At 54.4% G+C, this 21,904-nt stretch carries 20 protein-coding genes; 9 read left to right on the top strand and 11 right to left on the bottom strand.

Annotated elements, in window-relative coordinates:
• Nucleotides 1–39: 39 nt before the first annotated feature.
• Genes ACMYSL_RS24350 through idnO form a run of 3 tightly spaced genes read right to left on the bottom strand, consistent with a single transcriptional unit; the run spans nucleotide 40 to nucleotide 1,813 of the window.
• Nucleotides 40–507, bottom strand: a complete 468-nt coding sequence (locus ACMYSL_RS24350; protein WP_182236269.1) for a YhcH/YjgK/YiaL family protein — start codon at nucleotides 505–507, stop codon at nucleotides 40–42.
• Nucleotides 504–1,034, bottom strand: a complete 531-nt coding sequence (locus tag ACMYSL_RS24345) for a gluconokinase (protein WP_434660161.1) — start codon at nucleotides 1,032–1,034, stop codon at nucleotides 504–506. The genes ACMYSL_RS24350 and ACMYSL_RS24345 overlap by 4 nt, the downstream gene beginning before the upstream one ends.
• Nucleotides 1,035–1,048: 14 nt before the next feature.
• Nucleotides 1,049–1,813, bottom strand: coding sequence for a gluconate 5-dehydrogenase (gene idnO / locus ACMYSL_RS24340; RefSeq protein WP_434660160.1), 765 nt, complete (start codon nucleotides 1,811–1,813; stop codon nucleotides 1,049–1,051).
• A gap of 412 nt (nucleotides 1,814–2,225) precedes the next feature.
• Here idnO and ACMYSL_RS24335 point away from each other — a divergent pair, with 412 nt between their 5' ends.
• The 7 genes from ACMYSL_RS24335 to ACMYSL_RS24305 all read left to right on the top strand — a co-directional run bounded on the left by ACMYSL_RS24335 (nucleotide 2,226) and on the right by ACMYSL_RS24305 (nucleotide 9,643).
• Nucleotides 2,226–3,218 (top strand): LacI family DNA-binding transcriptional regulator, encoded by a 993-nt coding sequence (locus ACMYSL_RS24335; protein ID WP_181483634.1) that lies wholly within the window; start codon nucleotides 2,226–2,228, stop codon nucleotides 3,216–3,218.
• Nucleotides 3,219–3,428: 210 nt separating this feature from the next.
• The gene (locus tag ACMYSL_RS24330) at nucleotides 3,429–4,379 is read left to right on the top strand and encodes a 2-hydroxyacid dehydrogenase (protein ID WP_434660158.1); all 951 of its coding nucleotides are present in this window, start codon (nucleotides 3,429–3,431) and stop codon (nucleotides 4,377–4,379) included.
• Nucleotides 4,380–4,451: 72 nt separating this feature from the next.
• Entirely contained in the window at nucleotides 4,452–5,756 is a 1,305-nt protein-coding gene (locus ACMYSL_RS24325) for an MFS transporter (protein WP_434660156.1), read from the top strand.
• Between the two features lie 95 nt (nucleotides 5,757–5,851).
• Nucleotides 5,852–6,385 carry a glutathione-regulated potassium-efflux system oxidoreductase KefF gene (kefF, locus tag ACMYSL_RS24320; RefSeq protein WP_110272616.1) on the top strand — a complete coding sequence of 178 codons (534 nt, stop codon included), beginning with the start codon at nucleotides 5,852–5,854 and terminating at the stop codon, nucleotides 6,383–6,385.
• The gene (gene kefC / locus ACMYSL_RS24315; RefSeq protein ID WP_181483631.1) at nucleotides 6,378–8,243 is read left to right on the top strand and encodes a glutathione-regulated potassium-efflux system protein KefC; all 1,866 of its coding nucleotides are present in this window, start codon (nucleotides 6,378–6,380) and stop codon (nucleotides 8,241–8,243) included. The genes kefF and kefC overlap by 8 nt, the downstream gene beginning before the upstream one ends.
• Nucleotides 8,244–8,441: 198 nt before the next feature.
• Nucleotides 8,442–8,921 (top strand): type 3 dihydrofolate reductase, encoded by a 480-nt coding sequence (gene folA, locus ACMYSL_RS24310; RefSeq protein ID WP_112215565.1) that lies wholly within the window; start codon nucleotides 8,442–8,444, stop codon nucleotides 8,919–8,921.
• Nucleotides 8,922–9,013: 92 nt separating this feature from the next.
• The gene (locus ACMYSL_RS24305; RefSeq protein WP_434660154.1) at nucleotides 9,014–9,643 is read left to right on the top strand and encodes a plasmid pRiA4b ORF-3 family protein; all 630 of its coding nucleotides are present in this window, start codon (nucleotides 9,014–9,016) and stop codon (nucleotides 9,641–9,643) included.
• A gap of 262 nt (nucleotides 9,644–9,905) precedes the next feature.
• Here ACMYSL_RS24305 and apaH read toward each other — a convergent pair whose 3' ends face one another.
• From apaH to lptD, 6 genes are read right to left on the bottom strand one after another with little or no spacing between them, the layout of a single operon-like run.
• Nucleotides 9,906–10,754 (bottom strand): bis(5'-nucleosyl)-tetraphosphatase (symmetrical) ApaH, encoded by an 849-nt coding sequence (gene apaH / locus ACMYSL_RS24300; RefSeq protein WP_181483630.1) that lies wholly within the window; start codon nucleotides 10,752–10,754, stop codon nucleotides 9,906–9,908.
• Between the two features lie 4 nt (nucleotides 10,755–10,758).
• Entirely contained in the window at nucleotides 10,759–11,136 is a 378-nt protein-coding gene (gene apaG, locus ACMYSL_RS24295) for a Co2+/Mg2+ efflux protein ApaG (RefSeq protein WP_110272612.1), read from the bottom strand.
• A gap of 2 nt (nucleotides 11,137–11,138) precedes the next feature.
• Nucleotides 11,139–11,960, bottom strand: a complete 822-nt coding sequence (gene rsmA, locus ACMYSL_RS24290) for a 16S rRNA (adenine(1518)-N(6)/adenine(1519)-N(6))-dimethyltransferase RsmA (RefSeq protein WP_110272611.1) — start codon at nucleotides 11,958–11,960, stop codon at nucleotides 11,139–11,141.
• The gene (gene pdxA, locus ACMYSL_RS24285) at nucleotides 11,957–12,946 is read right to left on the bottom strand and encodes a 4-hydroxythreonine-4-phosphate dehydrogenase PdxA (RefSeq protein WP_304255936.1); all 990 of its coding nucleotides are present in this window, start codon (nucleotides 12,944–12,946) and stop codon (nucleotides 11,957–11,959) included. Before pdxA ends, rsmA begins: the two co-directional genes overlap by 4 nt.
• Nucleotides 12,947–14,233 (bottom strand): peptidylprolyl isomerase SurA, encoded by a 1,287-nt coding sequence (gene surA, locus ACMYSL_RS24280; RefSeq protein ID WP_304255939.1) that lies wholly within the window; start codon nucleotides 14,231–14,233, stop codon nucleotides 12,947–12,949.
• 53 nt (nucleotides 14,234–14,286) lie between these two features.
• The gene (gene lptD, locus ACMYSL_RS24275) at nucleotides 14,287–16,683 is read right to left on the bottom strand and encodes an LPS assembly protein LptD (RefSeq protein WP_434660151.1); all 2,397 of its coding nucleotides are present in this window, start codon (nucleotides 16,681–16,683) and stop codon (nucleotides 14,287–14,289) included.
• 244 nt (nucleotides 16,684–16,927) lie between these two features.
• On the opposite strand from lptD, the gene djlA reads away from it, so the two are divergent.
• Complete coding sequence (djlA, locus tag ACMYSL_RS24270) at nucleotides 16,928–17,752, top strand: co-chaperone DjlA (protein ID WP_181483625.1); 825 nt, start codon at nucleotides 16,928–16,930, stop codon at nucleotides 17,750–17,752.
• Between the two features lie 31 nt (nucleotides 17,753–17,783).
• Here djlA and ACMYSL_RS24265 read toward each other — a convergent pair whose 3' ends face one another.
• Together ACMYSL_RS24265 and ACMYSL_RS24260 are read right to left on the bottom strand one after the other, a co-directional pair.
• Nucleotides 17,784–18,482: a response regulator gene (locus tag ACMYSL_RS24265; RefSeq protein WP_112215558.1), complete on the bottom strand. Its 699-nt coding sequence runs from the start codon at nucleotides 18,480–18,482 to the stop codon at nucleotides 17,784–17,786.
• Nucleotides 18,472–20,097: an ATP-binding protein gene (locus ACMYSL_RS24260; RefSeq protein WP_434660148.1), complete on the bottom strand. Its 1,626-nt coding sequence runs from the start codon at nucleotides 20,095–20,097 to the stop codon at nucleotides 18,472–18,474. Before ACMYSL_RS24260 ends, ACMYSL_RS24265 begins: the two co-directional genes overlap by 11 nt.
• Nucleotides 20,098–20,421: 324 nt before the next feature.
• Between ACMYSL_RS24260 and ACMYSL_RS24255 the strand changes: the two genes are divergently transcribed.
• Nucleotides 20,422–21,777, top strand: coding sequence for a 2-hydroxycarboxylate transporter family protein (locus ACMYSL_RS24255; protein WP_181483622.1), 1,356 nt, complete (start codon nucleotides 20,422–20,424; stop codon nucleotides 21,775–21,777).
• Nucleotides 21,778–21,904 lie beyond the last annotated feature (127 nt).

Here is a 21,904-nt window from a genome sequence, read left to right as displayed (position 1 = left end):
ATCCGTGGCCCCGCGAGGAGTGCGGCGGGGCCGGTTGATTTAAAGTAAGGCGTAGTCAATTTTGACGATAATTTTGCGCAACGCCGCGCCTGCATCCATCGCGGCCATGGGCCGGTGTAGTTCGCCTGGGAACAGGATTGCCAGCTCTTCAGGGTGCAGGTGAATCAGCGTTTCGCTGCTGATTGCCTGGCAAAAGCCAATATCATGCGCGGTATTAAACGGCCCATCGTCAACGATCTCCAGACCCTTGTTACCGGCACCGATAACCTCCTCACCTCTCAGCACAATATGAATATCTATGTACTGACGATGATATTCCGGGCGCTGCTCCGCCAGTGGTTTAGTGCTGCCTTCAACAACGGTAAAAAACAGATTATCGCCATCAACGGTATATTTTCCCGGAGGCAGGGCGTGCGGCTCCTGTTGCAAAACCGCCTGCAGCGCTTTGCGGATAACCGGCGGGTAAAAGCTATTTTGGGCGGCGGCGGTTAAGGTATCAATAATCATGCCGGTATCTCCTGTCGTTGATGATGGTCGAGTAGCGTGATGGAGTGCGCCACAATGCTCGCGACATCGGGGGCGATATCGACGGCTAAGATGTCGCTTTCGCTGGCGTCTGGCGTTTCTAGCGCGGCGAACTGGCTGCGCAGCAGGGCTTCAGGCATAAAGTGGCCTTTGCGCGCCTGCATGCGCTGCAAAATGCAGTCGTAGTCACCGGTCAGCCACAGGAAGCGTAAATGGGGATTGCCCTCACGCAACTGGTCGCGATAGCGCTTTTTCAGCGCCGAACACACCAGCACGCCGGACTCGTTTTTCTGCCCGAGACTGAAAATAACATCGCCAATACGCTCCAGCCACGGCTGGCGATCGTCATCATCAAGCGGCTGACTGGCGGCCATTTTGACGATATTTTTGCGAGGATGCAGATCGTCGCCATCGATAAATTTCGCGCAAAGCGCCTGGGCTAAGGCCTGGCCGACGGTGGTCTTGCCGGTGCCGGATACACCCATCAAAATAATGCATTGTCCTGCCATGGTGAACTCCTTGTTCAGACGGCGACCAGCATTCCGCCGTCGACGAACAGCAGGTGGCCATTAACGAAATTCGAGGCGTTGGATGATAAAAATACTGCTGCGCCGACCAGCTCCTGCGGGTCACCCCAGCGAGCGGCGGGTGTGCGTTTGCACAGCCAGTCGGTAAAGGCTTTATCGTCAACCAGCGCCTGGGTCATGTCGGTTTTAAAGTAGCCTGGCGCAATACCGTTGACCTGGATGTTATAGCGCGCCAGCTCGACGCACATCCCACGGGTCAGCATTTTTACTGCGCCTTTCGCCGCAGCGTATGGGGTTATCGTGTCGCGCCCGAGTTCGCTCTGCATTGAGCAGATATTGACGATTTTTCCCTGCTGGCGGTCAATCATGCGTTTGGCGACGGCTTGAGAAACGAGAAATACGGCGGTTTGGTTGACCGAAATAACGTCGTTCCATTCCTGTACCGGAAATTCGGTAAACGGGTGGCGGCGCTGAATTCCGGCATTATTAAATAATACGTCGATAGGGCCAATTTCATTTTCGATTTGATTAATGGCATTTTCAACGGCATCAGCATCGGTAACATTAAATACTGCCGCATGGGCAGTCGCGCCCACATCGCGTAATTTCATGACCGCATCATCAGCGCGCGGGGCCGAAATATCATTAACAATAATTTCTGCACCATATTGCGCAAGGCCCTGCGCCATGACAAATCCAATTCCCTGTCCTGCGCCAGTAATTAAAATGCGTTTGCCTTGTAAGCTGAAAAGGTCTTTCATTTTGATATCCTGATTAACGGCTGAATATATCCCGTCATACTTCAAGTTGCAGGTGTGTTGACTGCGCTCGTTCACCCGAATCACTTACCTGAGTAAGCTCATCGGGATTCACTCCCTTGCCGCCTTCCTGCAACTCGAATTATTTAGGGTATAAATAATGTTGTGCCCGGTGATTCTGATTTCCTGAATAACGAAAGCGGAATGACCTGTGCTCTATCTCACGGATTTTCGACGGGTAAAACTGTGATGCAGATCACTCAAAACCATGTTACTAAAAGGGGTTACGCTAAACGTGAGGCGGGGCGGAAATTACCATCGCTCAACGGGTTAACTCGTCAGTGGTAAGATTCTCTTTTTAACCCACGACAGGCATAATGGCCTGATGCAGTGGATGTATTTGACGGGCCGATAGATGAAAGCACAACGCATTACGCTCAATGATATTGCAGCGCTGGCGGGCGTAACTAAGATGACCGTCAGCCGCTATTTACGTACCCCGGATAAAGTGAAGCCTGAAACGGCGGAGCGTATCGCCAGCGTGATTGCCGAAATTGGCTATGAGCCGGACCCCGATAATCCGGCGATGATCAGCGTTGTCGTCCCGCGCATTGGCGTGCTTATTCCCTCCTTTCATAATCAAATTTTTGCCGACCTGCTGGCTGGAATTGAGTCGGTCACTACCGCACACGGCTACCAGACGCTGGTGGTGAACTACGATTACGACCGCCAGCGCGAAGAGGAGCAGATCGCCGCCGTGCTGGCCTTTAACGTCAAGGGGCTGCTGTTAACCGAGTCGGCCCATACTTTGCGGGCTGACAAATACCTCAATGCGGCGAAAATTCCCGTGGCTGAAGTGATGGGGCTGACGGACAACGTCGGGCGTATCAATGTTGGCTTCGATAATTTTAAAGCCGGGTTTGATATGACCAATATGCTGCTGGCGAGCGGTAAGCGGCGGGTTATCTACTTTGGTTCGATGTCTGATGTGCGTGATGAGCAGCGCTATGCCGGTTACTGTCAGGCGATGGCGAATGCCGGATTGCCGCAAGGGCGTATCGCGCCGAATAAGGTATCGTCGGTGTCGATAGGCACCGGAATGATGACCCTGGCGCGGCAGATGTACGCCGATATGGACGCGATTTTGTGCACCAATGACGATCTGGCGGTTGGCGTGTTACAGGAATGCCTCGCTTGCGGTATCAATGTGCCGCAGGAGCTGGCGATTGCGGGTTTTCATGGTCTGGAGATAGGGCAGATAATCTCTCCGCGCCTCGCCAGCGTGCTGACCCCGCGCTTTGAGATGGGCAAAGTGGCAACAGAGATCTTAATCAAGAAAATCAAAGGGCTGCCCACTATTGAAAAAGTCGATCTGCATTATCGGCTGTCGATGGGCGAAACCATTTAATCCTGCCTGAACGGCGATGGCTCGGTGTTAGCAGAAGGTTAACGCATCGTCCACCGTACGCCCGCCGCAAGCTGGTTTTGTCTTAGCGATCACGGAGAGCGTAACAGCTATTTTTAACACGATTCAGCGTGACGCAGATCGCAAAAAACCACACAAAAAACCCGTTTGATAGTGACTACCGTCGTACTGAACTATCAAACAGGTGATCTGATGAATAATGCTATTACCCGCGCCGTCCTTTTAGTGGCCCCCGTTATTGACGCTCTGCAGGCGCAGCTGGCTGCAGAGTTTCCGCTGTATCGCCTGTATGAGCAGGAAGACCCGATTGCTTTTCTGCGCGAGCAGGGGGAAAACATTGCCGCTGTAGTGACCCGAGGCGATGTTGGCGTACAGAACAGCGTTCTGGAGCTGCTGCCGCACGTTGGGTTGATTGCTATCTTCGGCGTGGGCACTGATGCTGTCGATTTAGATTTCGCGCGCTCCCGGCAGATTGCCGTCTCTATCACTTCCGGCGTGTTGACCAACGATGTTGCCGACCTGGCGATGGGTCTGCTGCTGGCCGGTTCGCGTCAGCTGTGTCAGGGCGATCGTTTTGTGCGTGAGGGGCGCTGGCTGAACGGCGGACTGCCGCTGGCAACCCAGGTGAGCGGCAAACGCATTGGCCTGCTGGGGATGGGCAATATCGGTCAGGCTATCGCCCGCCGCGCGAGCGGGTTCGATATGGAAGTGCTCTATACCGATCGCAAAAAGGTTAAAGGACTGCGCTATCAGTGGTGCGCGGACCTGCACACGCTGGCCCACGAAAGCGACTTCCTGGTGATCGCGGCTTCGGGCGGCGAAGCTAACCGCGGGCTGATTGATGCTTCCGTGTTTAACGTCATGCCGAAACACGCCTGGCTGATTAATATCGCCCGTGGTTCGCTGGTGGATGAGAAAGCGCTGATACATGCGTTACAAAACGGTGTTATCGCCGGGGCCGGTCTCGACGTCTTCGAAGATGAGCCAAACGTACCAGCTGAACTCATTGCGCTCGACAATGTGGTCCTGCAACCACACGTTGCCAGCGCGACTCATGAGACGCGGCAGAAAATGAGCGATGTGGTATACGCCAACGTAGTCGCTTATTTCTCCGGCGCGGAATTACCGAACGCGATTAATTAATTATCATCTCTTTTTCTCTGTCCCTACGCTCACTTTATTACAATGATAACCTCTGCATAGAGAGTGCGATATATGAACGATAAAATCCCCAGCACCCGCTGGTTGCGTATTATTACGCCGGTGTTGATCGCCTGTATTATTTCGTTTATGGACCGGGTTAATATTAGCTTTGCGCTGCCCGGCGGAATGGAAACCGATTTAGGTATTACCAGCCAGATGGCCGGTGTCGCCAGCGGAATATTTTTTATTGGTTATTTATTTCTGCAAATACCCGGCGGCAGAATTGCGGTAAACGGCAGTGGGAAGAAATTTATTGCCTGGTCGCTGGTGGCCTGGGCTGTGGTCTCTATTGCCACCGGTTTTGTCACTCACGAATATCAGCTGCTGGTACTGCGTTTTATTCTCGGCGTCTCTGAGGGCGGAATGCTGCCAGTGGTGCTGACCATGATCAGCAACTGGTTCCCGGAGAAAGAGATCGGCCGGGCGAATGCTTTCGTGATGATGTTTGCTCCGCTGGGCGGCATGCTTACCGCGCCGGTATCGGGCGCGATTATCGCGGCGCTTGACTGGCGCTGGCTGTTTATCATCGAAGGCCTGCTGTCGATAGTGGTGCTGGTAGTGTGGTGGTTCATGATTAGCGACCGTCCGGAAGAGGCGCGCTGGTTGCCGGAAAGCGAGCGTCAGTATCTGGTCACTACCCTGGCCGCCGAGCGGGCGGCGAAGCTGGCGGAAGCGCCGGTAAGCAACGCGCCGGTTAAAGATGTGTTCCGCAACCCTGGCCTGATGAAGCTGGTGATCCTCAATTTCTTCTACCAGACCGGCGATTATGGCTACACGTTGTGGCTACCGACCATCCTGAAGGGGCTGACCGGCGGTAGCATGGCCAGCGTCGGGTTCCTCGCCATACTGCCGTTCATGGCGACGCTGGCAGGAATCTACGTGATTTCGCTGTTCAGCGACCGCAGCGGCAAACGTCGTCTGTGGGTTCGTTTCTCGCTTTACTGCTTCGCAGCGGCGCTGGTGGCCTCGGTAATATTGCGTGAACATGTGGTGGCGGCCTATATCGCGCTGGTGGTCTGCGGCTTCTTCCTGAAATCGGCAACCAGCCCATTCTGGTCAATGCCGGGACGTATCGCCTCGCCGGAGGTGGCCGGTAGCGCGCGCGGCGTGATTAATGGCCTGGGTAACCTTGGTGGGTTCTGCGGTCCGTATCTGGTGGGGGTGATGATTTATCTTTACGGGCAGAACGTGGCGGTTTGCGCGCTGGCCGGATCGTTAATCATTGCCGGGACGATTACCTTTCTGCTGCCGAAGAAGTGCGACCTCGATACCGCTCAGCCGGATGCCGCGATCGTTAAACAACCGCGGAATGCGTAACACTATGAGATATAAATCACACTTATCATTGTAAGCGATTCAATTAACTGTCTACACTCTTGCTGATTACAACAAGAGTTAACGCAGGCGAATCAATGATTCTTATAATTTATGCACATCCCTATCCGCAGCACTCGCATGCGAATAAGCGGATGCTTGAGCAGGCAAGGACGCTTGATGGCGTAGAGATACGCTCTCTCTATCAACTTTATCCCGATTTCAACATCGATATCGCCGCCGAACAGGCGGCGCTGGCTCGCGCCGATCTGGTCATCTGGCAGCATCCGATGCAGTGGTATAGTGTGCCGCCGTTGCTGAAGCTGTGGATGGATAAAGTTCTGTCGCACGGCTGGGCTTACGGCCACAACGGCATCGCGCTGCGCGGGAAATCGCTGATGTGGGCAGTGACCACCGGCGGCGGCGAAAGCCACTTTGCTATCGGTTCATTCCCCGGTTTTGACGTTCTGGCGCAGCCGCTGCAGGCGACGGGTTTGTACTGTGGCATGAAATGGCTGCCGCCGTTCGCCATGCATTGCACCTTTGTCTGCGATGACGAAACCCTTCAGGCGCAGGCGCGTCATTATCGGCAACGCTTAATCGAATGGCAGGAGGCGCACAATAATGGATAGCCATACGCTCATACAGGCGCTCATCTATTTGGGGTCCGCCGCGCTGATTGTGCCGATTGCCGTACGTCTTGGGCTGGGGTCGGTGCTCGGCTACTTAATCGCTGGCTGTATTATTGGCCCGTGGGGGCTGCGGCTAGTCACCGACGCCGAATCGATTCTGCATTTTGCGGAAATCGGCGTGGTGCTGATGCTTTTTGTCATCGGCCTGGAGCTGGATCCGCAGCGCCTGTGGAAGCTGCGCGCCTCGGTGTTCGGTGGCGGGGCGTTGCAGATGGTGGTCTGCGGGGCGCTAATCGGCCTGTTCTGTATGTCGCTGGGCCTGCGCTGGCAGGTGGCGGAGCTGATTGGTATGACCCTAGCGCTCTCATCAACGGCGATTGCCATGCAGGCGATGAACGAACGTAACCTGACGGTGACGCAGCTGGGCCGGAGCGCCTTTGCGGTGTTGCTGTTCCAGGATATCGCGGCAATTCCGCTGGTGGCGATGATCCCGCTGCTGGCGGCGAGCGGCGGTTCAACGACGCTGGGGGCGTTTGCTCTGTCAGCGCTGAAGGTGGCGGGCGCGCTGGCGCTGGTGGTGGCGCTCGGCCGCTATCTGACCCGGCCTATGCTGCGCTTTGTTGCGCGCTCCGGTCTGCGTGAAGTGTTCAGCGCCGTGGCCCTGTTTCTGGTGTTTGGCTTCGGACTGCTGCTGGAAGAGGTCGGGCTATCGATGGCGATGGGGGCGTTCCTTGCCGGAGTATTGCTGGCAAGCTCCGAGTACCGTCATGCGCTGGAAAGCGATATTGAGCCGTTTAAAGGTCTGCTGCTGGGGTTATTTTTCATCGGCGTCGGAATGTCTATCGACTTCGGTACCCTGGTGACTCACCCGCTGCGCATTCTTATTCTGCTGGTGGGTTTCCTGGTTATCAAGTCCGTGATGCTGTGGCTGATTGCTAAACCGTTAGGCGTGCCGCGCTCCCAGCGCCGCTGGTTTGCGGTGTTACTCGGGCAGGGAAGCGAGTTTGCTTTCGTGGTCTTCGGCGCGGCGCAGATGGCTGATGTGTTGGACAGCGAGTGGGCGAAGGCGCTGACCCTGGCCGTTGCATTATCGATGGCGGCGACGCCAATCCTGCTGGTTTTGCTGACCCGTCTGGAAAAATCCGCCAGCGGTCAGGAGCGTGAAGCCGATGAGATTGATGAAGAGCAGCCGCGAGTCATCATCGCCGGATTCGGTCGCTACGGGCAGATTGCCGGTCGTGTGCTGCTCTCCAGCGGCGTGAAGATGGTTATCCTCGATCACGACCCAGACCACGTCGATACCCTGCGTAAGTTTGATATGAAAGTGTTCTACGGCGACGCGACGCGGGTTGATCTGCTTGAATCGGCGGGGGCGGAAAAAGCAGAAGTGCTGATTAACGCCATCGACGATCCGCAGACTAACCTGCAGCTGGCGGAACTGGCGAAAGAGCACTTCCCGCATCTGCAAATTATCTCTCGCGCCCGCGATGTCGATCATTACATCAAGCTGCGTCAGGCCGGAGTGGAAGCGCCAGAGCGTGAAACCTTTGAAGCGGCGCTGAAGTCCGGGCGTATGACCCTCGAAGCGCTGGGGCTGGGGGCATATGAGGCTCGCGAGCGTGCCGATCTGTTCCGCCGTTTCAATCTGCAAATGGTCGAAGAGATGGTGGCGATGGCGGAAAATGATGCGGCTTCCCGGGTGGCGGTGTTCAAACGCACCAGCGATATGCTGACCGGCATTATCAACGAGGATCGCAACCATTTATCGCTGGTTCAGCGCCATGGTTGGCAGGGGACGGAAGAGGGACGGCACACTGGCGATATTGCCGATGAGCCACAGAATAAGCCCTCGGCCTGACGATGAATTACGCGTGTTACGCTAGCTTTACAAGTAACAATTTGTTTTCAATTTAGATCCTGTTCTGGCGGCTCACGTGGCTTACGTGGGCTTGCCAGCAAATCTTAAAATTTTCTGATTCTTTACTCTTCGCCCAGTCGACGAAGTATTACGCTTTCCGTATAGTGGCGGCAATTTTTTGCATTCGGGAATTAATCAATGATCAGTCTGATTGCGGCGTTAGCGGTAGATCGCGTCATCGGTATGGAAAACGCCATGCCGTGGAACCTGCCTGCCGATCTCGCCTGGTTTAAGCGCAACACCTTAAACAAGCCGGTAGTCATGGGTCGTCTGACCTGGGAATCCATCGGACGCCCGTTACCGGGGCGTAAAAATATCGTTATTAGCAGCCAGCCCGGCACCGACGATCGCGTGCAGTGGGTGAAGTCCGTTGATGAAGCCATTGCCGCCTGCGGCGATGTTGAAGAGATGATGGTGATTGGCGGTGGTCGCGTTTACGAGCAGTTTTTGCCGAAAGCGCACAAGCTTTATCTGACGCATATTGATGCGGAAGTGGAAGGCGATACCCATTTCCCGGATTACGATCCGGACCAGTGGGAGTCGGTATTCAGCGAGTTTCACGACGCTGATGCGCAGAACTCCCACAGCTACTGCTTCGAGATTCTGGAACGCCGCTAAATCATGATTCTCCTCCCCGGTAGCGCAAGGTTGCCGGGGGTTGGTGTAAGCTAACATTCTGAATGTATAGCGCTCATCAAAAGGAGATTTGCATGAACAAATTCTATCAGTTGAAAATCACCCTCAAAGATGTCAGCCCGCCTGTCTGGCGTTCCTTCGTCGTACCTGCCGATATTACTCTCGATCGCCTTCATGATGTGATTCAAATTGTGATGGGGTGGGAGGATTGCCATCTTCACAGCTTCAAATTCAAAAATAAGGTCTGGCTTGAAGAGCCTGAATCCTTCGATGATGAAGATGAAGCGTTGACCCGCTTAAATGAACTGCTCAAGAAAAGTGGTAACACTCTGACCTATACATATGATTTCGGTGATGATTGGGTGCATGAAATCGTCCTCAAAAATAAAAATTTCATTGAAGAGGACGCCATCCCTTTACCTTTTGGTTGCATTGACGGCAGGATGCGTTGTCCTATGGAAGATTGCGGGGGGCCTGAAAGCCATATGCACTTACTTGATATCCTTAGCGATCCGCAAAAAAACCAACAAAATAAAGAGGATTTCGAGGCGCTGCTGGATTTTATTGAACAGCCAGATGCCGATCCGCAGAAAATGATGGAGCATTTGTATACATTTGATTCTGACGAAGTGAACGCTGCGTTGGTGCTGTATGCTCGTTGGTCCAGGGACCGTGCGCTGCCTTTGGCTGAAGAGGTTTATTAATTTATGAATCCGCCAGTGGAGTATTCATTTGACGCGGATATTATGCCCGGATACGCGCTCTTTTAGAGTTTGGGGCTGATGAAAAACCGGCTCAGATATTGTGCTCGTAGTTCTGCCGGGTGGCGGCTTGCGCCTTACCCGGCCTACGTATTCACTGGTTTTTGTCGGCCTGTGCAAGCGAAGCGCCGCCGGGAAAATTCAGAAGAACGCACGGTGTCAGCAGCCTGATTGCTCTTTCCGTGCGCTATTCGGGACGCTTTGTTCAGGAGGCGATCGCCTCGCCTTCATCCATATTTTTCTGTCGATTCGACGGCTGCGTGAAGTACATTTTATCTTCCCAGCGCAGACAGGTAAGATCTCCGCCCCAGCAGCAGCCGGTATCCAGCGCGTAAATGCCTTCCGGTGTTCCTTTTCCTTCCAGCGAAGCCCAATGACCGAAGGCGATGCTGTATTCGCTAGCCACCGGGCCAGGAATGGCGAACCACGGTTTGAGCGGTGCGGGGGCGCTTTCCGGCGCTTCTTTGGCATACATATCCAACTGCCCGTTCGGGAAGCAGTAGCGCATGCGGGTAAACGCGTTGGAGATAAAGCGCAAGCGTGCCAGACCGCTGAGTTCGTTGCTCCAGTTGTTCGGCATATCGCCGTACATGGCATCGAGGAAGAACGGGTAGGAGTCGCTGGACAGCACCGCTTCAACATCGCGGGCACACTGTTTGGCGGTTTCCAGATCCCACTGCGGAGTGATGCCTGCATGAGCCATCACCAGCTTTTTCTCTTCATCGATTTGCATCAGCGGCTGGCGGCGCAGCCAGTTGAGCAGCTCGTCAGCGTCCGGTGCTTCAAGCAATGATTTCAGCCGGTCTTTCGGCTTGTTACGACTGATACCCGCGAAAACCGCCAGCAGGTGTAAGTCGTGATTGCCCAGCACGGTGCGTACGCTATCGCCGAGTAGCTTAACGAAACGCAGTACTTCCAGAGAACCGGGGCCGCGCGCGACCAGGTCGCCCGTGAGCCACAGCGTATCAGCCTCAGGATTAAACTCCACCTGCTCTAATAATGCGATCAGTTCATCGTAGCAACCGTGAACATCGCCAATAAGGTATGTAGACATTGTTTTAATGGATGAGAGTGGGTACTGCGAGACGGAAAACAGGGACATCAACGGAGAACGGCGCGCCGTTCACATCGATCATCTCATAGTGTCCCTGCATGGTGCCCAGCGGCGTTTCAATGACCGCGCCGCTGGTATATTGAAATTCGCCGCCGGCCGGAATATGCGGCTGCTCGCCGACAACCCCTTCACCCTGAACTTCGGTCTCACGACCATTGCCGTTGGTGATAAGCCAGTAGCGACCAAGAAGCTGAACCTGAGTCCGCCCCAAATTACGCAGGGTGACGGTATAAGCGAAAACGTAGCGCTCTTCTTCCGGAGAAGATTGCGATTCGATATAGACGCTTTGTACCTGCACACAAACTCGGGGCGAATTGATCATGGTTAGCTCTCCTTGGTGGGCGCGTTCTCAGATAACCAGTTAGCTAACTGACAATACTGCGCCACGGAAATATTTTCTGCGCGCTTCGCCGGGTCGATACCCAGCTCGGTCAGAACCTCGACGCTGAACAGATTGCCGAGGCTATTACGGATCGTTTTCCGACGCTGGTTGAAAGCCTCGGTGGTGATGCGGCTCAGCACGCGAATCTCTTTTACCGGATGCGGCAGCGTGCGGTAAGGCACCAGACGCACGACGGCAGAATCCACTTTAGGAGCTGGCGTAAAGGCGCTCGGCGGGACTTCAAGTACCGGAATTATCTGGCAGTAATATTGCGCCATCACGCTCAATCGACCATACGCCTTACTGTTCGGCCCGGCAACCAGACGATTGACGACTTCTTTTTGCAGCATAAAGTGCATGTCGGCAATGGCATCAGTATAGCTGAACAGATGGAACATCAGCGGCGTGGAGATATTGTATGGCAGGTTGCCAAACACGCGCAGCGGCTGGCCCATGGTCTGCGACAGCTCGCGGAAGTTCATGGTCATGGCATCTTGCTGATAAATCGTCAGCTTCGGTCCGAGGAACGGATGCGTTTGCAAACGTGCAGCCAGATCGCGGTCCAGCTCGATAACGGTCAACTTGTCGAGGCGTTCACCGACCGGCTCGGTTAGTGCGGCAAGGCCGGGGCCGATTTCAACAATCGCCTGATCTTTTTGTGGATTAATGGCCGAGACAATGCTGTCGATCACGAACTGATCGTTGAGAAAGTTTTGCCCGAAACGTTTACGGGCTAAGTGGCCCTGATGGACTCGATTATTCATTGGGTATTAACAATCATTTTGATGGCGAGATTAAGCGCCGTGATAAAACTGCCGACTTCCGCTTTTCCCTGGCCCGCAAGTTCGAGTGCGGTACCGTGGTCAACGGAGGTGCGAATAAAAGGTAAACCGAGCGTAATATTCACGCCGCGGCCAAAGCCCTGGTATTTTAGCACGGGCAGGCCCTGATCGTGATACATCGCGAGTACCGCATCGGCATGGTCGAGATATTTTGGCTGAAACAGGGTGTCTGCCGGTAGCGGGCCGCTCAGGTTCATGCCCTTTGCGCGCATCTCTTCAAGCACCGGAATAATCGTATCGATCTCTTCCGTTCCCATGTGACCGCCTTCGCCTGCATGCGGGTTCAGGCCGCAGACCAGCACGTGAGGGTCATTAATGCCAAATTTGGTGCGCAGGTCGTGATGCAAAATGGTGATGATTTCACGCAGCAGGTCGGGCGTAATCGCATCGCTTATCGCTTTTAGCGGCAGATGAGTGGTCACCAGCGCCACGCGCAGCTCTTCGGTTGCCAGCATCATCACCACTTTACTGGCCTGTGAGCGCTCTTCAAAGAACTCGGTGTGACCGGTAAAGGCGATACCTGCATCGTTGATAATGCCCTTATGTACCGGCCCGGTGATCAGCGCGGCAAATTCGCCGTTCAGGCAGCCATCGCAGGCGCGGGCCAGCGTGTCGACCACGTAACCACCGTTGCTAACGTTAAGCACACCTGGCTCAACCGGTGCGTTGAGAGCGACAGGAAGAAGCGTCAGGGTGCCCGCGCGCTGCGCTGAGGCAGGAACGGTGGGGTCGTAAGGCCGAAGGGATAAAGGAAGACCGAGCAGGTTTGCTCGGTCGGATAACAGGGCGCCATCGGCGCAAATCACCAGCTCTACCGGCCAGTCGCGCTGCGCAAGCTGCACGACGAGGTCGGGGCCAATCCCGGCGGGTTCGCCGGGAGTGATAACGACTCGTTGTGTACCGGTCATTTAGTTACTCAGAACTTTAACGTACGCGCTGGCGCGCTGTTCCTGCATCCAGGTAGCCGCTTCTTCGGAGAATTTACGGTTCATCAGCATGCGGTAAGCACGGTCTTTCTGCGCGGCGTCGGTTTTGTCGACGTTGCGGCTATCCAGCAATTCAATCAGGTGCCAGCCGAAGGATGAGTGAACCGGAGCGCTGGTCTGGCCTTTGTTGAGGCGCAGAATCGCGTCGCGGAACGCCGGATCGAAAATATCCGGCGTCGCCCAACCTAAATCACCGCCCTGGTTAGCAGAACCTGGATCTTCAGAGAACTCTTTCGCCGCTTGAGCAAAGGTGGTTTTGCCGCTCTTAATATCTGCTGCGATCTGCTCAAGCTTCGCCCGTGCCTGATCGTCGTTCATGATCGGCGAAGGTTTCAGCAGGATGTGGCGAGCGTGAACTTCGGTAACGGAGATACTTTTGCTGCCGCCGCGCATATCGTTAATTTTCAGGATATGGAAGCCAACGCCGGAACGAATCGGGCCAACGATATCGCCTTTCTTCGCGGTGCTTAGCGCCTGAGCGAAGATGCCCGGCAGTTCCTGAATACGACCCCAGCCCATCTGACCGCCTTTCAGCGCCTGCTGATCGGCAGAGTAGGTGATGGCTAATTTGCCGAAGTCTGAGCCGCTACGCGCCTGCTCAACTACTGAGTTTGCCTGGTCCTGAGCCTCTGCAACCTGCTCGGAAGTTGGGTTTTCCGACAGCGGGATCAAGATGTGGCTGAGGTTCAGCTCAGTGCTGGCGTCATTCTGATCGCCAATTTGTTTTGCCAGGGTTTCTACTTCCTGCGGCAGAACGGTGATGCGACGACGAACTTCGTTGTTACGCACTTCCGAAATCGTCATCTCTTTGCGAATCTGACTACGGTAGGTGTTGTAGTTAATGCCGTCATAGGCCAGACGACTGCGCATCTGATCCATCGACATATTGTTCTGCTTAGCGATGTTGGCAATGGCCTGGTCGAGCTGATCGTCAGAGATCTTCACGCCCATTTTCTGGCCCATCTGCAGCACTATCTGATCCATGATCAGACGTTCGAGGATCTGATGACGCAGGGTGGCGTCATCCGGCAGCTGCTGCCCGGCCTGGCCGGCGTTAAGTTTTACCGATTGCATCAAACCAGCGACGTCGCTTTCCAGAACAACGCCATTATTGACGACAGCCGCTACTTTATCGACAACCTGTGGGGCAGCGAAACTGGTATTCGCGATCATGGCGATACCGAGAAGCAGCGTTTTCCAGTTCTTCATACTTTTTCCATTTCAATTAACCGCAATTGCGGATTACGTTTAAACCAGCCACATCACAGGGAGCTCTGGTACGGTAAAATGTTCGAACGCAGCATCTGCTGTGTGCCGAGGCCGTAATTGGAGCTCAGACCACGCAGCTCGATGTTAAAGCCGAAGGTGTTGTCGTATTTGCTTTCGCTGCTGCTGTTATCCCAGCCGTTGATCTTACGTTCATAGCCGACACGGATAGCGTAGCAACAAGAGCTATACTGCACCCCTAACATCTGATTTGCTGACTTTCTGGTATTCGTGTCGTAGTAGTACGCGCCAACGACTGCCCAACGATCGACGATTGGCCAGCTGGCGGTCATCCCGACCTGCGAAATACCATCTTTATATTGCTTCGCGGTGGAATACGATGGCAGAGTCGCCTGAATGTATTCCGGGCTCGCGTAACGATAGTTAAGCTGCACTAAACGGTTTTCGTCGCGACGGTATTCCACGGTTCCGCTGCCGGTAGCGACGTTATCCAGACGCGTATCATACTGAATTCCCCCGCGTAAACCCCAGTCATCGGTGATGCGCCAGTAGGTATCGCCAGCCCATACCAGTGAACCCCGCGTGTCGTTGTTCTCCCAGTTGATGTTGTCATCACCGGTACGTGCCTCGGTGAAATAGTAGATTTGACCAACGGAAACATTAAAACGTTCAACTGCGGCGGCATCATAAACGCGAGATGTGACGCCGGTAGTGAGTTGGTTGGCAGATGCAATACGGTCGAGGCCGCTGTATGAACGGTCGCGGAACAGACCGCTGTAGTCCGATTGCAGCAGCGTTGAGTCGTAGGTGCCAATATGGCTCTGGTCACGATAGGGGATGTACAGATACTGCATACGCGGTTCGAGCGTCTGGGTATAGCTCTCTTGCATATCGCGTTCGAACACCATTTTGCCATCAACTTTAAACTGCGGCATCACACGGTTAGCTGAATCTTTTAGAGCATTTGCGGAATCAAGTGCATTTCGATTTGAGTCCGAAGGATTGTTGCTGTATTGCCGCTTGGTATAAGAGCGGTATTCATCAATATTATTCTGCTGATAGTGGGTCGCCAGCAGTTTGGCTTCGGTATTGATGCTGCCCCAGCCGTTAGACAGCGGCAGATCGATAGTCGGCTCGAAGTGAACGCGAGTCGCTTCCGGCATGTTGCTGTTCGAGTTAACGAAATGCACCGCCTGCCCGTAAAAATGGGTATCAAACGGGCCGACATCGTTCTGATAGTAGTTCACGTCCAGCTGCGGCTCAGCGGAATAGGCGTTGCTTGAGTCGCGGTCAAAGACCTGGAACTGCTTGGTCGATACGGTCGCGTCAAAGTTCTGATTGGCGTAGCCCGCGCTCAATTTTTGCGTAGCGTAGCCATCGGTACTGGAACCGTATTTGGAGCTGAAATCGTTAAAGTAGTCCGGGTCGCTGACTTTGGTGTAGTCGGCATTGAAGCGCCACACCTGGTCTACGACGCCAGAATGGTTCCAGTAGAACAGCCAGCGGCGACTGTTGCTGTCGCCAGAGTGATCGTCCTCGTAAACCTTATCCGATGGCAGGTAATCAAACTCGAATAAACCCGCGCCAGCCTGAGTCAGGTAGCGAAATTCGTTTTCCCACATCACGCCGCCACGCTTGCTCATATAGTGCGGGGTGATGGTGGCATCAAAGTTCGGCGCGATATTCCAGTAATAAGGAAGATAGAATTCTGCGCCGTTTTTGGTGCTGTATTTAGCGTTAGGGATCAGGAAGCCTGAACGACGCTTATCGCCCACCGGCAGTTGCAGGTAGGGACTGTAAAAAATCGGCACTGAGCCGAGCTTAAAGCGTGCGTTCCAGATCTCCGCGACCTGCTCTTCGCGGTCGTGGATAACTTCGCTGCCGACGACGCTCCAGGTGTCAGAGCCCGGCAGACAGGAGGTAAAGCTGCCGTTTTCTAAAATGGTATAGCGGTTTTCACCGCGCTGTTTCATCAGGTCAGCGGTACCGCGCCCCTGACGGCCAACCATTTGGTAGTCGCCCTGCCAGACGTTGGTATCTTTGGTGTTCAGGTTCGACCAGGCCTTTGGCCCTTTCAGGATAACCTGATTGTCGTCGTAGTGAACGTTGCCGAGCGCATCGACCGTGCGTACAGGCTGCGGCTGACCCGCGGCCTGCTGTTGATGGAGCTGAACTTCATCGGCCTGCAGGCGGCTATTACCCTGATTGATATCAACGTTGCCGGTAAAAACGGCGTTATCAGGATAATTACCCTTCGCATGATCGGCATCGATCGTCACCGGCAGGTCGTTGGGTTTCCCTTCAACCAGAGGACGATTGTAGCTTGGGACGCCAAGCATACATTGCGTGGCGAGATCGGCAGCGAGGCCCTGTTGGCTATACAAGGCGCTGGCAATCATGGTGGCCAGGAGGCTGGGAATACGTTTTTTCATACGTTGTATTTGTTGTTCCGTCATCGTGTGGCAGCGGCTTGCAAACGGTCAGAGCCTAACGTACTCATCTTAATCGCGCTAGTGTTAATCCTGCCCGTTTCGAACCCGAGCGTTAGGCACCGTGTAGAATGACGAGTATGATAAAGCAAATTATAGGCTATGTCCCACAATTGACCGAGGCGTCAACGCTTTGTAATGTGCGGTCAGATATAGCTTAACTGGCGGCAGAGAGATTGGGGAGTCTATGCAGTATTTGGGTAAAATAATTGGCGTTGCGGTTGCGTTGATGATGGGTGGCGGCTTCTGGGGCGTGGTGCTGGGCTTCTTAATTGGACATATGTTTGACCGGGCGCGCAGTCGTCGGCTGAATGTTTTTACCAACCAGCAGGAGCGTCAGTCGCTATTTTTCTCCACCACCTTCGAGGTGATGGGGCATCTGACTAAATCCAAAGGGCGCGTCACCGAAGCGGATATCCACGTCGCCAATTTACTGATGGATCGCATGAGCCTGCACGGTGAAGCGCGCACCGCGGCGCAGCACGCGTTTCGGGTCGGAAAATCAGATGATTACCCGCTGCGTGAGAAAATGCGCCAGCTGCGCAGCGTCTGTTTTGGTCGGTTCGATTTGATTCGGATGTTTCTGGAAATTCAGCTGCAGGCGGCCTTCGCTGACGGCGACCTGCACCCCAACGAACGCGAAGTACTGTTTGTCATTGCCGATGAACTGGGTATCTCCCGCGCCCAGTTTGAGCAGTTCCTGCGTATGATGCAGGGCGGCGCGCAGTTTGGCGGCGGTTCGCAGCAGTCATACGGGCAGCACGGCGGCAACGCTGGCTGGCAGCAGGCGCAGCGCGGGCCAACTCTTGAAGATGCCTGTAATGTGTTGGGGGTAAAGCCGACCGACGATGCCACCACCGTCAAGCGCGCCTATCGTAAGCTGATGAGCGAGCATCATCCGGATAAACTGGTGGCGAAAGGCTTACCGCCGGAAATGATGGAGATGGCTAAGCAAAAAGCGCAGGAAATCCAGAAAGCCTGGGAGCTGATTAAAGAGCAGCGCGGATTCTAAACTACTGGCCTCTCCCCGTTGGGGAGAGGCGTCAGGATGCGCTTGCGGCGCGACGATACATACGGCGCGGATGGCCAATCTTCCCGTACAGCATCTCCACTTCCAGAAAGCCGATCTCCACGCAGTGCTCCAGATAGCGCCGGGCAGTGGTTTTGCTTAATCCAGCCTCGCTAACCACTTCATCCACCGAAAAGCAGCGATCCTCTCTGCCGGTAAACAGGTTTTGCACCAGCGCCAGCGTTTTCTCCTCAATGCCTTTACTGCCGCTGTCGGTACGGTAGTTTTTTGCCTGTAGTTGATACAGCGAATCGACGTTCTGCTGGTCGACAATCTTCCATTCGCGCTGTTGATCGTAAAACTGCACAAACCGCTCCAGCGACTGGCTCAGGCGCTTCCATGACACTGGCTTGAGAATGTAATCGAAAGCGCCGTTGCGGATAGCCAGGCTACAGGTTTCCATATCGCTGGCGGCAGTGATAAAAATCACCGAGCAGTGGGCATTAGCCAGAACAGGATCGGTCATCAGCGTGACCCCTTTGCCATCCGGCAGGTAGTTATCGAGCAGCACCAACTGCGGCGGCCTGGTATTGAGCATTTGCCGCGCTTGGGTAAGGGAGGCTGCTATACCCACCAGACGCATGCGCGGGTGTTTCTGGATAAGCTCGGCGTGCAGCCGCGCCAGTTCGTTTTCATCTTCGATGATCAGGACATCGACCAGGTCATGATGCATAGTGCGTCTCTTGTTGCGGATGAGCAGGCCCATCAGCGGGAATAAACAGCGTGAAAATCGCGCCGCGCGGCGTGTTATCGGACACTTCAATGGTGCCGCCCGCCTGAGTGACATAACGTTCAATAAGATACAGACCCATGCCGTGATCGCCACGGGTTTTGGTGGTAACACCGCGTTCAAAAATGCGCTCGCGGATTTCCGCACGAATACCAACCCCGCGGTCAGCCACTTCAATCATTAACTCCCGGGCGTTCAACTGGATCAGAACCTCAACCGGTTCGTGCGGCAGTTCGGCGCGCTGAGTGGCTTCAATGGCGTTATCCAGCAGGTTGCCGATGATAGAAATTAACTCGGACTCCATCAACGACGGCAGAGGACGGTCGATACGACAGGCCGGGTCAAAGCTCAGCTCAACGCCTTTTTCCCGCGCCCTGGCGGCTTTACCCAGCAGCAGTCCGCAGAGCGTCGGTGAATTAAAGTGCGATGAGATAAAGTCCAGCAGCTCTTGGGCATGTTCTGACTGCGCCTGAATATAGCGAATCGCCTCATCATAGTGGCCCAGATGCAGTAGTCCGGATAGCGTGGTCATGCGGTTTAGCTGCTCGTGACGCATGATGCGCAGGTTGTCGACGTAGCGTTTGACCTGGCTGAGCTGGGCGCTAAGGGAGTTGATTTCGTCGCGGTCGCGGAAGGTAATTACCCAGCCCTGTAGCGAATCCTCCAGCATGATACGCACCCGGCTGGCGAGCACGGTAAGCTGATTAAAGCGACACAGCTCATCGTGGGTATCGCTTTCGAGCATCTCTGTGCTGGCGAAAAACGGTTGCGGGGTGATGACATTATCGATCGACTTACCTCGTAGCTGGTGCGCGGGCTGGCTCAGCCCGAGCAGGCTGCGGGCGGCATGGTTTATCACTTTAATTCGCCGATTGTGGTCGATCACAATCACCCCTTCGTATATCGACTCCATCATTGCTTTTTGTTGGCGCACCAGCAGGCCGATTTCCCGCGGCTCGAGCGAGAAAATCTGCTTCTTGATGCTGCGGGTGAAGTACCAGGAGAAGACAAACAGCGCGATAAGCAGCAGTACGGCGGCGACGAAAATATTAATCACTTTTTCCAGCGTGATGCTGTCGAGGTAGCTGGTGAGATAGCCAACGGAGACAATGCCGACAACCCGACCCGCATCATCGAGAATCGGCGCTTTGCTGCGTAGCGAAATGCCGAGCCCGCCTTTACGGATGGTGGTGGTGCTTTTCCCCTCCAGCACCGCCTGGTTATCGCCGCCAACTAACCGCGTACCGACCCATTCCGGATGGACCGAGTGAAATAGATGCACTCCCCGCTTATCGCCAATCACGATAAAGCTGGCGTCGCTGTGGGCGGCGATATTTTGCATAAACGGTTTTATCGCCTGCGGGTCTTCAAGTGCCACCTGCTGGCGTAAATTCGGCATTAAAGCAATTTCTTCTGCCTGTATTTTAGCGCGGGCGCTCATTTCCTGATAAAGCTGATGGCTGGCATCGAAATAATAATAAACCCCCAGCAGTGCGAACAGAACTGAGAAAAAGGCGACCAGCGAAATGAACAGCTTAAATTGAAATGAAACTTTCATAAGTAGTATGCACAGTATCAGGGATGCGGCACTCTATCATCTTTTGCGCTGCCGACATCATGGCTGAAGAAAACTTGTGAACGCCTACACAGGCGTCAGGGGAACCAGAATTATCCGCTGGCGGTGAATTTATCAAGGTGAATTAGCAGGTAGATTTAAAACCATAAAAACCACACTAATAAATCAGAGAAATATCACATAAATAATAGAAACCATAAAAACCATAGTGACCATTAAAACTTCGTTCTTAATCTGGCGAGACTCACATTAAGTCTGCGTATGGCCCTCTAACCTGAAAAGTAATAATAACCAGAGGGCTTAATTATGAGCACCACAGACAATGCATTCTCTGCAACCATCGATCCTATTAACACGCCGAAAGCACCGCTCAAGCAGCGCTGGTGGCATATCCTCGATAACTGGAAAGTCGGTATTATCCCGCTGCCGCTGTTTCTACTAGCAGGTGGCCTGATCGCGCTGGACTGCCTGGGCGGCAAGCTGCCGAGCGACATTGTGGTGATGGTGGCAACGCTGGCCTTTTTCGGCTTTGCCTGCGGTGAATTCGGTAAGCGTTTGCCGGTTCTGGGCAAGCTCGGCGCGGCGGCGATCTGCGCGACGTTTATTCCCTCCGCGCTGGTGCACTATGGCCTGCTGCCGGACGTGGTGGTGGAGTCGACCACCAAGTTCTATAAGTCGACCAACATTCTCTATCTCTACATTTGCTGCATCATCGTCGGCAGCATCATGAGCATGAACCGTACCACGCTAATTCAGGGCTTTCTGCGGATTTTCTTCCCGATGCTGTGCGGAGAAATCGTTGGCATGCTGGTTGGCGTTGGCGTCGGTACCGCTCTGGGGCTGGAGCCGTTCCAGGTATTCTTCTTTATTGTCCTGCCGATTATGGCTGGCGGCGTAGGTGAGGGGGCTATCCCGCTGTCGATAGGCTATGCCGCGCTGATGCATATGGATCAGGGCGTTGCGCTGGGCCGCGTGCTGCCGATGGTGATGTTGGGCAGCCTGACGGCGATTGTTATCTCCGGCTGTTTAAACCAGCTCGGCAAGCGCTTCCCGCATTTAACCGGCGAAGGACAGCTGATGCCAAACCGCCGCAACGAAACGCACCGCGAAGAGTCCGCTGAGGGAAAAATGGATGTGACGACGCTGGCCTCCGGCGCGCTGCTGGCTGTGCTGCTGTATATGCTGGGAATGTTGGGTCAAAAGATGATTGGCCTGCCGGCTCCGGTGGGGATGTTGTTCCTCGCAGTACTGCTGAAACTGGCTAACGGTGTCTCTCCGCGTCTGCAGGAGGGCTCGCAGATGGTGTATAAATTTTTCCGCACGGCAGTGACCTATCCGATTTTGTTTGCCGTTGGCGTGGCGATCACCCCCTGGCAGGAGCTGGTCAACGCCTTCACCGTGAGCAACCTGCTGGTGATTATCAGCACCGTGTCGGCGCTGGTGGCGACTGGCTTTGTGGTGGGGAAAAAGATAGGTATGCACCCGATTGATGTGGCGATTGTTTCCTGCTGCCAGAGCGGTCAGGGCGGCACCGGCGACGTGGCGATTCTGACTTCCGGCAACCGCATGAACCTGATGCCGTTCGCGCAGATCGCAACAAGAATTGGTGGTGCGATTAATGTTTCATTGGGTCTGCTATTCCTCAGTCATTTTTTAGCCTGATTTAACTTTTTTGTAACAGTTAAGTCTGCTTTTTCGTGCTAAATGGCGCAGAAAATTTCTGCGCCCCGTCTCCAAAACAGGGATCGTTTAGCGATACAATCAGCGCCATTATTCGCTATTGCGACGA

This window comes from Klebsiella sp. MISC125 (assembly GCF_051131775.1).
In the GTDB taxonomy this organism is placed as follows: Bacteria; Pseudomonadota; Gammaproteobacteria; order Enterobacterales; family Enterobacteriaceae; genus Klebsiella.
This window is presented reverse-complemented; position numbering and strand designations above follow the sequence as displayed.